The organism is Saccharothrix sp. CCNWYY140 (assembly GCF_037401995.1).
Taxonomy (GTDB): domain Bacteria; phylum Actinomycetota; class Actinomycetes; order Mycobacteriales; family Pseudonocardiaceae; genus Actinosynnema.
The window spans coordinates 21,782-36,537 of sequence record NZ_JBBEGC010000071.1 but is presented as its reverse complement, the minus strand read 5'-3'; the positions used below and the strand labels follow the sequence as shown (position 1 = coordinate 36,537).

Genomic DNA, 14,756 nt, shown 5'->3' with positions numbered 1-14,756 from the left:
CGGGGATGACACAAGCAAGAAGCCCAAGTTGCGCTGTGTCCTCCTCGGCGGACTGCCCACTCGCCGGCTCCGCCGAAGAACCCGCGCTTCGCGCGAGTTGTGTGGGTTACCAGAGGCCGCGTGCTCTGGCGAGCCTTCCGACGGATAGTGCGACGCGGAGGACTAGGGCGTCGCGGGGGTCGTTTGCGTTTCGGCCTGTGAGTTCCGTTGCCCGCCTCAGCCGGTACCGGACGGTGTTCGGGTGCACGAAAAGCTTCCGTGCGCACGCCTCCAGCACGCCCCCGACCTCCAGGAACGCGTCCACCGTCTCCAGCAGCGACCCGCCCGCGTCCTCCAACGGCCGGGCGATGCGGTCCACCAGCTGCCACTCCGCCTCCGGGTCGCCCGCCAAGGCCCGCTCCGGGAGCAGGTCCAGCGAACGGACGGGCCGAGGGGCAGACGGCCAGCCGACGACCGCGCGTAGGCCCGACAGGGCGTCGCCGGCGCTGCGGTGGGCGTCGGCCAGGCTGGTTACCGTGGGGCCGGCTACCACTGGGCCGGGGCCGAAGGCGTCGGAGAGGCGCATCAGGGCGTCGCCGCTGTCGGTTTCGCCGCCCAGGACTACGACCAGTCGTGAGCCCTGCACGCTCAGCAGCACCGGGCGGGAGATTCGTGCCGCCCGGCTGCGGACCTCGAAGACCACGGCCGGGGGGTCGTCGGACGGTGGGTTGCCCACCAGCACGGTTGCCTCGGCTGCCGGGTCCCAGCCCAAGGCCGTGGCTCGGGACAGCAGGGACTCCTCCGCGTCGCCGCGCACGATGCCGTCCACGACCAAGGCCTCCAGGCGGGCGTCCCACGCGCCCCTTGCCTCGGCGGCGGCGGCGTAGGAGGTGGCTGCTGAGAAGGCGATTTCGCGGCCGTAGCGGAGGACGCCTTCGGTGAGGAGGGCTCGTTCGGCCTCGTTGCGGGCCAGCTTGGGGAGTTGCTGTTCGAACAGTTCCAGGGCGATCCGGACCAGTTCGACGGTCTGGCGCAGACTCACCCACCGGGAGATGTCCTTCGGCGCGGCTCGGAACGCCTCGGCGGTCAGGCGGATGGCCTGTTGCGGGTCGTGCAGCCACGAGACGAAGCCGGCGACGCCGTTCTGGATCAGCAGGAGCACGCCCGCGCGTTGTTCGGCGGGCATCCGCCGGAACCAGGGCAGCTGCTCCTCCATCGCGGCCACGCTGGAGGCCGCCAGGTCGCCCGAGGCGCGCTGGAGCGTGCGCAGCGTCTCCCTCGACAACGCCGGCAGGACCTCGGCGGAGCTGCTCATGCCTCCACGATCGCACACCACCCGTCCGTGCCTGCGCGGTCCACCAACGAGTGACACAGCCTGACCTGGGGCGCGACCCGTCCTACCTTCGGGGAACACCCCCAGCGACCGTGGAGGTTGCCCGTGCGCAGGTACGTGTCCGTCGGCTTGGCGCTTGTCACCACGCTGGCGACAGCCGTCGTCCCGTCGTTCGCCACCGCCGACCCGCTCGCGCCGTTCACGTCGCAGCAGCTCGCCTGGAAGCAGTGCAGCCAGAACGTCCCGAGCCTGGAGTGCGCGGACCTCGTCGTCCCGCTCGACTACAGCCGCCCGGACGCCGACCGCATCTCGGTGCGCGTCAGCCGACTCAAAGCACTCGACCAGGCACGGCGGCGCGGCGTCCTGGTGCTCAACCCCGGAGGTCCAGGCGGGTCTGGCATCGGTATGCCGGTCTTCCTGGCCAAGTCGAAACCGGCTCAGGTGTACGACCTGATCGGGTTCGACCCGCGTGGCGTCGGCGGGTCCACAGCGTTGGCCTGCCGACCGTCACCCGACTTCGCCACCGTGGACACCCGGCCGCCGGACTCCGAGTTCCCCAAGTGGGCGGCGGAGGCGCAGGCGGCCGAGGACGCGTGCCGGCGGGCCGCCGGTGGCATCCGGCCCTACATCAACACGCCCAACACCGCCCGGGACATGGACGTGCTGCGCGCGGTGCTCAAGGAGGAGAAGCTGAACTACCTCGGCTACTCCTACGGCACCTACCTGGGCGCGGTGTACGGGAGCCTGTTCCCGCAGCGCCTGGACCGCAGCGTGCTCGACTCGTCGGTGCACCCGGAGTGGATCTGGCGCGAGCAGTTCCGGGCGCAGGCCGTGGCGTACCGGCGCAACGTCGACCTGTGGGCGGCATGGGCGGCGGAGCACCACGCCGTGCTCAAGCTCGGTGCCACGTCCCAGGAAGTGCTCGCGGGGCTGGAGACCCTCGCCGCGTCCCTGGCCGTGAAGCCCGTGGCGGGTCAGACCCGGACGACGTTCGACGCCGCCGTGGGCGTGGGCGCCCGCTACCGTCCACTGTGGGCGGAGCTGGCGGCCGTGGTGCAGCAGCTGGCGACGGGCACGTCGTCGGAGTCCGCGCGGGTCCTGGCCGACTCGGTGCGCGACGAGCTGGTGCCCGGGGTCTTCAGCACGGTCATCTGCGAGGTCGACTGGCCGGCTGACGCCGAGATGTACTTCGAGGACATGCGGGTGTTCCGCGAGCGCTACCCGTACGGCTTCGGCGTGGTCCGCGCGGCCCCGACGACCTGCACGTACCGGTCGTTCACCCCGCCCGAGCCCGCCGTCGAGCTCAAGCGCAACGGCTACCCGGTGGGCGTGGTGATCCAGGCCGAGGGCGACACGCAGACCCGCTACGAGGGCGGTCCGGCGATGGCGACGCGGCTGGGCCACCAGCTGCTGACCGTGCGGGACGAGGGCAAGCACGGCATCTACGGCGGCGGCAACAAGTGCGTGGACCGCGAGATCGACCGCTACCTCGTGGACGGCGTGCTGCCGGACAGCTCGTCGTCGTGCCCCGGCGACCCGCGCCCGGAGCCGACCGCGGCGGTCTCGGCGGCCCACGTGCGGTCCTACTTGGACAGCCGCGGCCTCGCCGCCTTCACCGGCCCCTGACCCGTCGACGCGAAAACGCCCGGCACGCTGTGAAGCGCGCCGGGCGTTTCCCTCTCCCCGGTCCCCACCGGTGACTCCACTCTGGACTGTCGCCGGCCGAAGTGCCACGTCAGTCACCCTTTCGTGCCACTGCTTCAGGTTGCCGGGTGATGCGGGGTGGGAAACGATCTCCGCAAGCGTTGACAACTTCTGCGAGGAGGGGCGTCGTGGGCTCCCAGATCACCGAAGGACTCGGACAGGCGTGGGCGATGGTGGCCACGTTCGTGCCGAAACTCCTCGGCTTCCTGCTGGTCCTGTTCATCGGCTGGCTCGTCGCCAAGGCGCTCGCCAAGGCCGTCGGGTTCCTGCTCAACCGGGTGGGCTTCGAGCGCCTGGTGGAGCGGTCCGGCCTGCGCGGCGCGATGGCGAACTCGCCCATCGACGCCTCCGGGCTGATCGTCAAGATCGTCTACTACTTCGTGCTGCTGATCGCCCTCCAGCTGGCGTTCGGCGTGTTCGGCACCGGCAACGCGGTCAGCGCGCTGCTCAACGACGTCATCGCCTACCTGCCGCGGATCGTGGTCGCGATCGTGCTGGTGCTGGTGGCCGCCGCGATCGGCAAGGCGCTGCGCGGCGTGGTGACCGGTGCGCTGGGCGCGCGGCCGTACACGCGGATGCTCGGCGGCATCACGTACGGGTTCATCGTGGCGCTGGGCGTGATCGCGGCGCTGAACCAGCTCGGCATCGCGGTGTCGGTGACCATGCCGGTGCTCATCACCGTGCTGGCCACGGTCGCCGGCGTCATCGTGATCGGCGTGGGCGGCGGCTTGGTGCGGCCGATGCAGCAGCGCTGGGAGGGCTGGCTGGACCGCATGCAGCAGGAGGCGAAGAGCGCACCCGAGCCCCGCAGGTCCCAGGACACGATGACGACGCCCCCGACCCGCGTCGGCGCGACCACGGGCGGTCGGCCCCCGCAGATGGACACCCCGACCCCTCCCGCCGGCATGCCGATGCCCCCGGCCGACGGCCGCTGAGCCCACCACCGACCGGCGTCGGCCGCTGAGCCCCTGTCGCTGAGGCCCCTTCGCTGAGCCCTGTCGAGGAGCCCCTGTCGCTGAGCCCCTGTCGAGGAGCCCCGCCCGGGATGGGCGGGGCTCCCGCGCGTCACGAGGGCTGCGCGGCGGCGCAACCATCGGTCGGCAATCCCGCCGTCGACCGCCGAACCGCCGCCAGCCGCAAGCCGCCGCCTGCCGCTGAACCGCTGCCTGCCGCTGAACCGCTGCCTGCCGCAAGCCGCCGCTGAACCGCTGTCGCTGGCGGCAAGCCCCGCTGGCCCCGGACCGCCGCCGGTTGGCGAACCCGGGTCCGGCCGCGGAACCGCCGCCGGCCGCCGAACCGCTGCCAGCCGCAAGCCGCCGCCGGCGGCAAGCCCCGCCGGTCCCGAACCGCCGCCGGTTGGCGAACCCGGGTCCGGTCGCAGAACCGGCCCCTGTCGCTGAGCCCCTGTCGAGGAGTCCCGTCCGGATGGGCGGGGCTCCGGCATGTCACCAGCGCGGGCGCGAGGGCCTGTGAACGTCGCTGGGGCCGGCCTGCGGCCCCCGGTTCCATTGTCCCACCGGGGACCGACAAAAGCCGGGGCGGCTACAGGGTGTCCAGGACGTCTTCCCAGCTCACGTACGCGAAGCCGGTCGTCGCGAGGTCGCCCACCGCAGGTGTGCGCTCGCCGTCGTGCACGACCAGCAGGCCCTCCTCGTACTCGTCGCCCAGGTCGGCGGTCACCAGTTGTGCGCCGTCCGAGTGTTCGACCGAGTCGTTGCCGTCGCCCGCGCCCACGATGAACTCGCCGAGGTAGCGGTTGCGGCCCGTGCGCTCGTACACCACGAACCGCGAGTCGCCCTGGCTGGACGCCACCAGGTGGTCGCCGCCGACCGTCAAGCCCTCCGCGTCCGCCTCCAGGTGCGTGCCGCCGAAGCCCGGGTCCGCGCCGGACACCGAGCACTCCTCGGTCTCCGGGTCGTAGGTCTGCGGCACGCCGAAGGAACGCACCCGGTCGATCAGCTTCGGCGTCCCGAAACCGGTCGCGGTCAGCGGGATGCGCCAGATGCCGACGTCCTCCTGGGCCGCGTAGAGCACGCGGTTCGGCGAGTCGACGACCATGCCCTCCAGCTGCGGACCCTCGCCCGGCTCGCCGCACGGCGTCCAGGTGGTGCCGTCGGGCAGCGGGAACGTCGCCGGCAGGTCGACCGTGGACACCACGCGGGTGCCGACCGTGCCGCCGGCCGCCGGGACCACGTGCAGCAGGGCCACCCGGGTCTCGTTGCGCCGGTTCACCACGACCACCGGCGTCCGGTCGACCTGACCCGCCGCCAGGCCGTACGCGGTGTGCTGCTCGTCGACCTCCTCCTCGGACGCGGAGAACACCGGCCGCGCCGCCGGGTCGGTCACGTCCCGCACCACGCCGGCGCCGGCCGCCGAGCCCCGCGCGTCGATCTCGTACACCCGCACCCGGTCCCGACCGCGGTCGCTGACGAACGCCAGGTCCCGGCGGACCCCGCCGACCGCGACCCGGCTGAGCACGTCGACGTTGTTGAACCGGCCCGGCTTGGCGTCCGGGTTCGGCGGCTGCGGCGCGGCGTAGGTGCCCAGGGTCCGGCCCTCGAGGTCGAACGCCGCGAGGCCGCCCTCCTTCAACGTGCCCAGCACGACGCTGCGCTCGGGGGAGCGGGGGTGGACCCAGATCGCGGGGTCGTCGGCGTGCGCGTTCGCGGGCACACCGGACCCGTCGTCCACGAACGCACGGGTCTGCGTGACCGGCACGACCACACCGGAGGACGCCGCCGCGACGGGCGCGGCGACCAACAAAGGCACCAAAGCCAGGACAAGGGCTCGCATTCGCGGCAACGTACGAGGCACCGATGTACGCCCGCTGAAATCGGGGTGTACGCCTTGTGCCCGCAGTCACACGCGGGGAACACATCGCCCCGAGGCGGTGTTCGGCGCAGTAGACGCTTGGAGGACGCGATGCACGTCTTGCTGGATCAGGGCTTCACCGTCTTCGGCCAGAAGGTGTCCTACGCCGAGTTCATCGGCCAGGTCTTCGCCCTCGTGGTGGTGTACCTGGCGCAGCGGCGCTCCCTGTGGACCTGGCCCGTGCAGTTGGTCTCGGTCACCCTGCTGTTCGTCGTCTACCTCTCCGCCCACCTCGGCGGCACCGCCGCGCGGCAGGTCGTGATCGCCCTGATCACCCTGTACGGCTGGTGGGCCTGGACCAAGCGCCGCGACCCGGTCTTCGGTGTCGTGGTCCGCAAGGGCACGGTGAAGGAGCGCCTGGCCGTCCTCGCCGCGTTCGTGGTCGGCACCACCGCTTTCGCCTTGGTGCTGGACGCCCTGCACGCCTCTTGGGCCCCGTGGCCGGACGCGGCGATCTTCGTGGGCACCGTGCTGGCGTTCACCCTCCAGGGTTTCGGCCTGGTGGAATTCTGGCTGGTGTGGCTCGTGGTGGACGCGATCGGCGTGCCCCTCCAGATCCAGTCGGGCCTGTACTTCAGCGCGCTGGTCTACACGGTCTTCGCGGCCCTGGTGATCTGGGGTTGGATCGACTGGAACCGCGAAGCCAAACGAGCCGCCACCGCCGCCATCCCGGCCCAGTAGCTCAACGGCCCGAAGAAGCGCGCGCGGCGGCGTCCGCCAACTGCCTCAGCTCGGCGTCCAACGACCCAGGGTTCAGCAGCACGTTGTGCACAGCGCGTTGCACTACACGCGTTAGGTCGTCGTAGTGCGCCGTGCGCGGCCGGTTCCGGGCATTGCGCACAGCGGTCTCCAACACCACCAGATGCGGCAACCGCGCCCGCAACGACGGCTCCCCGTACAAACTCACCAAGGTCGGCGGATAACCCGCCTGGGTCAACAGGGCCGCCTGGCTCTCCTCCCCGGTCAGGAACCGGATGAAGTCCCGCGCCGTCGCCTGGTGGGCCGAGCAGCGGGACACCGCCACGTTCCACCCGCCCAACGCCGCCGGCCCCGGCAGCGCCGCCATGCCGAACCGGCCGTTCAACGGCGAAGCCTCCAACTCCGCCCGCGCGTAAGGCCAGGTCCGCAGGAACAGCGCCCGCCCCTCCAGGAACTCCTTCAAGCTCGCAGCCTCGTCGTACCGCAGCGCCTCCCGCGGTATCCAGCCCTGTTCCACCCCGGCCGCCAACCGGCCCACACCCGCTCGTGCACCCGGTCCGTTCAGGTCGGCGGCGTCGCCGCCGTGGCCCCACACGGCCTCCAAGGCGTTCACGGTCAAGCCCTCGTACTGGCCCAGCTGCCCCACGTACCCGGCGATCCCGTACTTCGGCGCGATGGTCGCGGCCTGCCGTTCCAGCTGGTCCCACGACGTCGGCCGGCTCGCGCCTTCCGCCGCCAGCAGGTCGGCCCGGTAGAACAGCACGCCCGCGTCCGCGCGCCACGGGACCGCCCACAGCCGCCCGCCGTCCCGGGCCGACTCCACGGCGGCAGGGAGGAAGCGGTCCGCTCCCATCTCGGATTCGGGCAGTCGGGCCAAGTAGTTGGCCTGGGCGAACGCCGCCGTCCACACCACGTCCAGGGTGACGACGTCGTAGCACTGCGACCGCGTGTCCGCGCCCCTCTGGCCCGCGAGGTCGCCGGCGCGGGCCACGAGCTGGGCGCGGTAGTCGTCGGTCGGGGTGGGCATCGGCACGTACGTCACCTGCTCGACCGAGCTGCTGCGCGCGTTCCACGCCTCCACCCGCTGCCGGATCGGTCCCGCCGACGACAGGTCGTGGCTGTCCACGAACGTGATCGGCCCGCGCCCCTCGAACGCCGGGTCCACCGCCGGCGCGCCGCACCCGGCCGCGACCAAGCACACCACCAGCCACCACCTGATCACCGCGCACCCCACAACCGGTCGGCGACCCAGTCCAACGCCTGCTCCACCTCGACCGCGTCCGAACAATCGCCCGGATAAGCCGCGTCGAACGCCCCCAACTGGTTCACGGCACTGCACGCCCCCGCCACCAGCCCGACGCCGTGGACCTCGATCGAGCCGTCCACCACCGGCCCCGCCCGCGCGGGCGTCAGCGCCGACGTGATGACGACGATCGGGCGCTCCAAGCCGTGCCGCCGCACCGCCTCCGCCACGACCCCCGCCGCCGTCTCGGGCGTGAACTCCAGCCGAGGCGCGTCGGGTGCCAGCACGGCGATCCGATCCGCCAACGCCCGCGCCGGCGCGGAACCGTCCACGGCCAGCACCACGCCCGTCCCGTCGCTCGCCGCCCGCCACGCCGCACGCGCCGCCACCGGGTCGACCGCGGGCTCCAGCAGCGGCGGCTTCCCCGGCCGCACGTGGTCGTGCAGGCCCGGGTTCCAGTTCGCGTCCCGGAAACCCGCCTGCCGGAACGAGCCCTGCCCGCCGTCCGCGAGCAGGTGCGCCAGGAACGCCGTCACGGCCTCCTCGCGACGCTCGTTGGGCGGCCGGTTCCCACGCCGCACCTCCACGAACGGGTGGTCCAGGTCGATCGTGCCCTCCGCCGGGTACAGCGGGGTCAGGCACCGCAGCTCGTCGCGCCCGACCGCCTTCTCGGACGCCAGCACGGCACTGGTCGCGTCCGGGCACACCGGTCCGGACGACGTGCGCAGCGCCGCCTCCCGCAAGCGGCGGGCCGAGGTCGGGTCGTCCAGCGCCGTCGCACCGAGTTCCGCGCGCACGACGGCCACCGCCGCCGCCAGGTTCGCGCCCGACGCCGCCGGGTCCACGGCGGCGAGCCGGAACGCGGCCAGGTCCCGCCAGCGGAACGACCCGTCGGCGGTCGCCCGGTTCGGCGCGACGCCCAGCACCAGCGGCGAGTGCGCGACCGTGCCGCGGTCGTCCAGGTCGATGTCGCCGCCGCCGTCGCGCAGCAGCCGCTCCGCTTCGGCAAGCTCCCACCGCACGTCCGGCAGCCACACGTGCGGCTCGGGGCCGTTGGCCGCCAGGTCGAGGTCCGGCCAGCCCCGGCCGATCGCCGCCACCGACGCCGCCGAGGGCCGGGAGGTCACGTGCACCCGCGCCCGCTTGCAGCCGGTCTCGTCGCGGTAGAGGTTCGTGAAGTCCGCCGCCAGCCGGCGCACCACGTCCGCCTTCTCCGCCGAGGACAGGACGTTGACCTGCACCGGTTCCGGGCACGGCGCGGTCACCGGCGCCCGCGCGGCCAGCGCGTCGCACGCCAGCAGCACGGCCAGCAGCGGCACCAGGGCCACCACCGACCAGCGCGGGCGGGGCAGCGGCCGGCGCGGTTCGGGCTTCGGGTGGTCGGGGCGGGAGATCCAGGCCTTGCCGTGGACCTCCTTCACGTCCACCGCGACCTCGCGGTAGGAGTCCGGGTCGCACACCGGGTCGTCGCGCACCACGTCCCGGAAGAAGCGGTCGGACACGATCAGCGCCAGCTCGCCGGGCCGCCGCCGCAGCTCCTCGCGCAGCGCGGCCGACTCCAGCAGCCGGAACGCCAGCACCAGGCCGTCGCCCATCACGCCGTTGCCGTCGTTGGAGACCTCGCCGGAGGTGATCGCCGCGCGCAACCGGATCACGGCGTCGTCGGCCGCCGCCTTGTTGTGCTTGCGCAGTTGGCCGGCGAGCACGTGCGGCAGGGAGCCGACCAGCCGGCCGTTGGGCACGTCGTGCGGCACCAGCACGAACAGCCCGTCGCCCCGGTCCTCGTGGTAGGTGCCGTCCCAGTCGTCGGTCCACGGGATGCCGCACTCGGCGAAGGCCCGGACCAGCGCCTCGTACAGGCCGCGCCGCACCGCCTCCTGCTCGGTGCGCCCGCGCGCGCCGAAACCGGACACGTCCACGGCCAGGATCGTGCGGTGGACGGCGGGTCGAGGCGTCCCCATTGCCCCCCTCGTCGCCGGGCTCACCCCGATTCTATGGTGTGGATCACAGGGGCATCACCGCCGTGACGCGGAAGGGCGACGACGTTCAGCGCGTCTCAAAGGCTCCATGACCACCTCAGGGGTCCGGAGACCCTGCACCGGGACGTTGAACGGCTCAGCGGAGCTCTCAGGGCCGGGAACGGCGAACGCCGGGGACTCCACCTGATCGAGTGGAGTCCCCGGCGTCCGCTGGGGTCGTGCGCCAGGCCGAACCGGCCGGGTGGTGCGTCAGGCCAGGCCGGCGTCCGAGGTGGACGGGCCGGCCGCCGACACGTCGTCGATCTTGTACCGGCGCGCCGCCTCGACGACCTTCGCCTGGTCGACCTCGCCGCGCTTGGCCAGCGCCTGGAGCGTGGCCACCACGACCGACTCGGCGTCCACCAGGAAGTGGCGCCGCGCGGCCGGGCGGGTGTCGGAGAAGCCGAAGCCGTCCGTGCCGAGGGTGACCATGTCGGTCGGCACGTACGGGCGGATCAGGTCCGGCACCGCCGACATCCAGTCCGACACCGCCACGACCGGGCCGGCCGCGTCGGCCAGCACCTGCGTCACGTACGGCACGCGCGGCTCCTGGTCGGGGTGCAGCAGGTTGTGCCGGTCGACCTCGACGGCCTCGCGGCGCAGTTCGGAGTACGACGTCGCCGACCAGAGGTCCGCCTGCACGCCCCACTCGTCGGCCAGCATCTGCTGCGCCTTGACCGCCCACGGCATCGCGACGCCCGAGGCGAGGATCTGCGCGCGCGGACCGGACGCCGCACCGCCCTGCTGGTACCGGTAGAGGCCCTTGAGCAGGCCCTCCACGTCCAGGTCCGCCGGCTCGGCCGGCTGCTGGTACGGCTCGTTGTAGACGGTCATGTAGTAGAAGACGTTCTCGGCGTTCTCGCCGTACATCCGCCGCAGGCCGTCCTTGACGATGTGCGCCACCTCGAACGACCACGCCGGGTCGTAGGCGATCACCGCCGGGTTGGTGTGCGCGAGCAGCAGCGAGTGCCCGTCGGCGTGCTGGAGGCCCTCGCCGGTCAGCGTGGTGCGGCCCGCCGTCGCGCCCAGCACGAAGCCGCGCGCCATCTGGTCGGCCGCCGCCCACAGGCCGTCACCGGTCCGCTGGAACCCGAACATCGAGTAGAAGATGTAGATCGGGATCATCGGCTCGCCGTGCGTCGCGTACGACGTGCCGGCGGCGGTGAACGACGCCGTCGAACCGGCCTCGTTGATGCCCTCGTGCAGGATCTGCCCCTGCTCGGATTCCTTGTACGCCAACATGAGCTGCGCGTCCACGGACGTGTACAGCTGCCCGTTGGGGTTGTAGATCTTCTGCGCCGGGAACATCGAGTCCATGCCGAACGTGCGCGCCTCGTCCGGGATGATCGGCACGATCCGGCCGCCGATCTCCGGGTCCTTGGCCAGGTCGCGGACCAGCCGGACGAACGCCATCGTGGTGGCGACCTCCTGCTTGCCCGAGCCCTTGCGCACCACGTCGTAGACCTTGTCGCCGGGCAGCACCAGCGCCTTGGACTTCGCCCGGCGCTCCGGCACGAAACCGCCGAGCTGCTTGCGCCGCTCCAGCAGGTACTGGATCTCCGGGGCGTCCTGGCCGGGGTGGTAGTACGGCGGCAGGTACGGGTCGAGGTCGGCGTCGGAGATCGGGATGCGCAGGCTGTCCCGGAAGAGCTTGAGGTCCTCCAGGGTCATCTTCTTCATCTGGTGCGTGGCGTTGCGCGCCGCGAAGTGCGGGCCCAGGCCGTAGCCCTTGATGGTCTTGGCGAGGATGACCGTCGGCTGACCGTGGTGCTCCACGGCCGCCTTGTACGCCGCGTAGACCTTGCGGTAGTCGTGGCCGCCGCGCTTGAGGTTCCACACCTCGTCGTCGGACATGGGCGCGACCAGTTCCTTGGTGCGCGGGTCACGGCCGAAGAAGTGCTCCTTGACGTACGCGCCGTCGTTGGCCTTGTAGGTCTGGTAGTCGCCGTCGGGCGTGGTGTTCATCAGGTTCACCAGCGCGCCGTCGCGGTCGGCGTGCAGCAGGGAGTCCCACTCACGGCCCCAGATGACCTTGATGACGTTCCAGCCGGCGCCCCGGAAGAACGCCTCCAGCTCCTGGATGATCTTGCCGTTGCCGCGGACCGGGCCGTCCAGGCGCTGGAGGTTGCAGTTGACCACGAAGGTCAGGTTGTCCAGCTGCTCGTTGGCCGCGACCTGGAGCAGGCCGCGCGACTCCGGCTCGTCCATCTCGCCGTCGCCCAGGAACGCCCAGACGTGCTGGTCGGAGGTGTCCTTGATACCGCGGTCGTGCAGGTAGCGGTTGAACCGCGCCTGGTAGATCGCGTTCATCGGGCCCAGGCCCATCGAGACGGTGGGGAACTCCCAGAAGTCCGGCATCAACCGCGGGTGCGGGTAGGACGGCAGACCGCCGCCGGGGCCGGCGTGCGAGTGCTCCTGGCGGAAGCCGTCGAGCTGCTCCGCGGTCAGGCGGCCCTCCAGGAACGCCCGCGCGTACACACCGGGTGACGCGTGGCCCTGGATGAACACGTGATCGCCACCGGACGGGTGGTCTTTGCCCCGGAAGAAGTGGTTGAAGCCCACCTCGTAGAGGCTCGCGCTGGAGGCGTAGGTCGAGATGTGGCCGCCGACACCCACGCCCGGCCGCTGCGCCCGGTGCACGGTGATCGCCGCGTTCCACCGGATCCACGCGCGGTAGCGGCGCTCCACCTCCTCGTCACCGGGGAACCACGGCTCCCGCTCGGTGGGGATGGTGTTGACGTAGTCCGTGCTGGTCAGAGCGGGTACGCCGACGTGGCTCTCCCGCGCGCGCTCCAGCAGGCGCAGCATCAGGTAGCGGGCTCGCTGCTGACCGCCGCCCTTGAGCACGGCGTCGAACGACTCCAGCCACTCCGCGGTCTCCTCCGGGTCGATGTCCGGCAGGTGGGCGGCCAGGCCGTCACGGATGACACGCACCCGTTCGGGAGTGTTCTGCGGGCTCAAGGGATCTCCTCAATCCGGGGTCTCTGGTTCCCATCGTTGCCTTCGAGACACCGTCCCGTCACCGCTACCGGTGAGTAGTTCTGGATCGTGTCCCTCGCGCGCGCGAATAGGAGGTATGTAGAGCGTGCCTCATCCGGATGGCGGACCGCATCCGGGGGTACCCGATGCGGCGTGTCCCGGCGCTTACGGTTGCGCTTGCCTGGTCTGACAGTGTTCGCTAACCGCGACTGGTAGTGACGTCGCGCGGCAGTCGAACCCGGCTGCCGCTCTTGTGTACTTGGAGGAGTGGAAGCCGTGGTCGCCGCGGAAGACGCCGGCAAGATCGGTGTCGCCGACAAGCTCGGGATCGAACCGGGCGCTGTTGTCCAGGAACTCGGCTGGGGAGAGGACGTCGACGACGACCTCCGTGCGGCGGTCGAGGAGCGCGTCGGCAGCGATCTGCTCGACGAGGACGCCGACGAGGTCGTGGACGTGGTGCTGCTGTGGTGGCGCGAGGACGACGGCGACCTGGTCGACACCCTGGTCGACGCCATCGGGCCGCTCGCCGACGACGGCGTGATCTGGGTGCTGACGCCCAAGACCGGCAGGCCGGGCTACGTCGAGCCGAGCGACATCGCCGAGGCCGTGCCGACCGCGGGGCTCGCCCAGACCTCCGCCATCAGCGCGAGCCAGGACTGGTCGGCGATCAAGCTCGTGTCGCCGAAGTCGGTCAAGTCCAAGCGCTGAGACCGGCGTTCTCCTCGCCCCGACCCGTGCCGCTAGGCTCGACGGCGGGCTCCGCACGGAGCCCGTCTTGTTGGGCTGTGCTTTTTTCACTTTGGCGGAAGGGCGAGGAATGTCGGTCGAGGTCGGTTCGCAGGCTCCGGACTTCACGCTCAACGACTACAACAAGCAGCCGGTGACGCTGTCGTCGTTCCGCGGCGAGCGCAACGTCCTGCTGGTGTTCTACCCGTTCGCGTTCAGCGGCATCTGCACCGGCGAGCTGTGCCAGGTGCGCGACGAGCTGGCCACGTACGAGAGCGAGAACGTGCAGGTCATCGGCGTGTCCGTGGACACCCCGTTCAGCCTGAAGGCCTGGGCCGAGCAGCAGGGCTACACCTTCCCGCTGCTGTCGGACTTCTGGCCGCACGGCGCCGTGGCGAGCGAGTACGGCGTGTTCAACGAGGCGGCGGGCCTGGCCAACCGCGGCACGTTCCTGATCGACACCGAGGGTGTCGTCCGGTACGCCGAGGTCAACGCGCCGGGCGAGGCGCGCGACCAGGAGGCGTGGAAGAAGGCCGTCGCCGAGCTGGGGGCCTGATAGCGTTTGCCCCGGTGCTCGGCTCGCGGGCACCGGTCCGGGCGTGTAGCTCAGCGGAAGAGCACTCGGTTTACACCCGAGCGGTCGCAGGTTCGAATCCTGTCGCGCCCACCACTGTGTCCGGTTTCACAATTCATGCGGCAATTCGTTTTTCCGCATCCCGCGATGTCCACCATCAGGGTATTGCGGACGGGTAACACCGAACGGGACGCTGGACCGATGCACAACCCGGAGCTCCACGTCAAGCTCCCTCCCGATCTGCCCCTGGAAAGTTACGAAGGCATCCGGCAAGCCGTGACCAGCCTGCTCGAACTCTGGGGCGTCGACGACGTGACACCCCAGCTGGTCGACGCGGTGTCCCCGACAGCCGAGTGAGCTGGAGGGTCCGCCCCCCTCCAGCTCACGCCCCGCTCACCCGCGCCTCTTCCTCCTGCGCACCCGCGCCACGACGGCACCCAACGCGAGCGCCGCGCCGACCGTCTGCAACGCCGCCGTCGCGAACTCCAACCACTGGCCCACGGTGTGTCCTCCCTCGTTCGTGCGGTTCCGGGGAGGACGCTGCCCGGTGGCCCGGCCCGCGGTCGGCGATCGCGGACGACCCCGGAGAATGTGCGGGTGGCGGTCGGGTCGTGCCTGGTCAGGGCGGCG

Annotated in this window: 11 protein-coding genes and 1 tRNA gene; 7 read left to right on the top strand and 5 right to left on the bottom strand. The window is 71.7% G+C overall.

Going from position 1 to position 14,756, the window contains the following annotated elements:
- Positions 1-106: 106 nt before the first annotated feature.
- Entirely contained in the window at positions 107-1,294 is a 1,188-nt protein-coding gene (locus tag WBN91_RS26395) for a PucR family transcriptional regulator (protein WP_337727708.1), read from the bottom strand.
- A gap of 123 nt (positions 1,295-1,417) precedes the next feature.
- On the opposite strand from WBN91_RS26395, the gene WBN91_RS26390 reads away from it, so the two are divergent.
- Positions 1,418-2,938: an alpha/beta hydrolase gene (locus WBN91_RS26390; RefSeq protein WP_337727709.1), complete on the top strand. Its 1,521-nt coding sequence runs from the start codon at positions 1,418-1,420 to the stop codon at positions 2,936-2,938.
- Between the two features lie 206 nt (positions 2,939-3,144).
- Positions 3,145-3,951 (top strand): mechanosensitive ion channel family protein, encoded by an 807-nt coding sequence (locus WBN91_RS26385; protein WP_337727710.1) that lies wholly within the window; start codon positions 3,145-3,147, stop codon positions 3,949-3,951.
- Positions 3,952-4,558: 607 nt separating this feature from the next.
- Here WBN91_RS26385 and WBN91_RS26380 read toward each other — a convergent pair.
- Positions 4,559-5,809: a phytase gene (locus WBN91_RS26380; protein ID WP_337727711.1), complete on the bottom strand. Its 1,251-nt coding sequence runs from the start codon at positions 5,807-5,809 to the stop codon at positions 4,559-4,561.
- Positions 5,810-5,938: 129 nt separating this feature from the next.
- Here WBN91_RS26380 and pnuC point away from each other — a divergent pair, with 129 nt between their 5' ends.
- Complete coding sequence (gene pnuC, locus WBN91_RS26375) at positions 5,939-6,568, top strand: nicotinamide riboside transporter PnuC (RefSeq protein ID WP_337727712.1); 630 nt, start codon at positions 5,939-5,941, stop codon at positions 6,566-6,568.
- A gap of 1 nt (position 6,569) precedes the next feature.
- Here the strand turns inward: pnuC and WBN91_RS26370 are convergent, their stop codons facing one another.
- From WBN91_RS26370 to aceE, 3 genes are all read right to left on the bottom strand, one after another.
- Positions 6,570-7,808: an ABC transporter substrate-binding protein gene (locus WBN91_RS26370; protein WP_337727713.1), complete on the bottom strand. Its 1,239-nt coding sequence runs from the start codon at positions 7,806-7,808 to the stop codon at positions 6,570-6,572.
- Positions 7,805-9,790 (bottom strand): substrate-binding domain-containing protein, encoded by a 1,986-nt coding sequence (locus WBN91_RS26365; protein WP_337727714.1) that lies wholly within the window; start codon positions 9,788-9,790, stop codon positions 7,805-7,807. Before WBN91_RS26365 ends, WBN91_RS26370 begins: the two co-directional genes overlap by 4 nt.
- Positions 9,791-10,057: 267 nt before the next feature.
- A complete protein-coding gene (gene aceE, locus WBN91_RS26360) occupies positions 10,058-12,808 on the bottom strand; it encodes a pyruvate dehydrogenase (acetyl-transferring), homodimeric type (protein WP_337727715.1) in 2,751 nt (916 codons plus the stop codon).
- 294 nt (positions 12,809-13,102) lie between these two features.
- Here aceE and WBN91_RS26355 point away from each other — a divergent pair, with 294 nt between their 5' ends.
- The 4 genes from WBN91_RS26355 to WBN91_RS26340 all read left to right on the top strand — a co-directional run bounded on the left by WBN91_RS26355 (position 13,103) and on the right by WBN91_RS26340 (position 14,483).
- Positions 13,103-13,534, top strand: a complete 432-nt coding sequence (locus tag WBN91_RS26355; RefSeq protein ID WP_337727716.1) for a DUF3052 domain-containing protein — start codon at positions 13,103-13,105, stop codon at positions 13,532-13,534.
- 109 nt (positions 13,535-13,643) lie between these two features.
- On the top strand, positions 13,644-14,108 hold the full coding sequence (locus WBN91_RS26350) for a peroxiredoxin (protein WP_337727717.1): 465 nt from the start codon (positions 13,644-13,646) through the stop codon (positions 14,106-14,108).
- 39 nt (positions 14,109-14,147) lie between these two features.
- Positions 14,148-14,222 (top strand) — tRNA-Val (locus tag WBN91_RS26345).
- 105 nt (positions 14,223-14,327) lie between these two features.
- Positions 14,328-14,483 (top strand): hypothetical protein, encoded by a 156-nt coding sequence (locus tag WBN91_RS26340; protein WP_337727718.1) that lies wholly within the window; start codon positions 14,328-14,330, stop codon positions 14,481-14,483.
- The last annotated feature ends 273 nt before the right edge of the window (positions 14,484-14,756 follow it).

Excerpts from the sequence above, each read along its gene's own strand:
- WBN91_RS26395 (WP_337727708.1), bottom strand. The coding sequence starts at position 1,294 with ATGAGCAGCTCCGCCGAGGTCCTGCCGGCGTTGTCGAGGGAGACGCTG.
- WBN91_RS26380 (WP_337727711.1), bottom strand. The coding sequence starts at position 5,809 with ATGCGAGCCCTTGTCCTGGCTTTGGTGCCTTTGTTGGTCGCCGCGCCC.
- pnuC (WP_337727712.1), top strand. The coding sequence starts at position 5,939 with ATGCACGTCTTGCTGGATCAGGGCTTCACCGTCTTCGGCCAGAAGGTG.
- WBN91_RS26365 (WP_337727714.1), bottom strand. The coding sequence starts at position 9,790 with ATGGGGACGCCTCGACCCGCCGTCCACCGCACGATCCTGGCCGTGGAC.
- WBN91_RS26350 (WP_337727717.1), top strand. The coding sequence starts at position 13,644 with ATGTCGGTCGAGGTCGGTTCGCAGGCTCCGGACTTCACGCTCAACGAC.
- WBN91_RS26340 (WP_337727718.1), top strand. The coding sequence starts at position 14,328 with ATGCACAACCCGGAGCTCCACGTCAAGCTCCCTCCCGATCTGCCCCTG.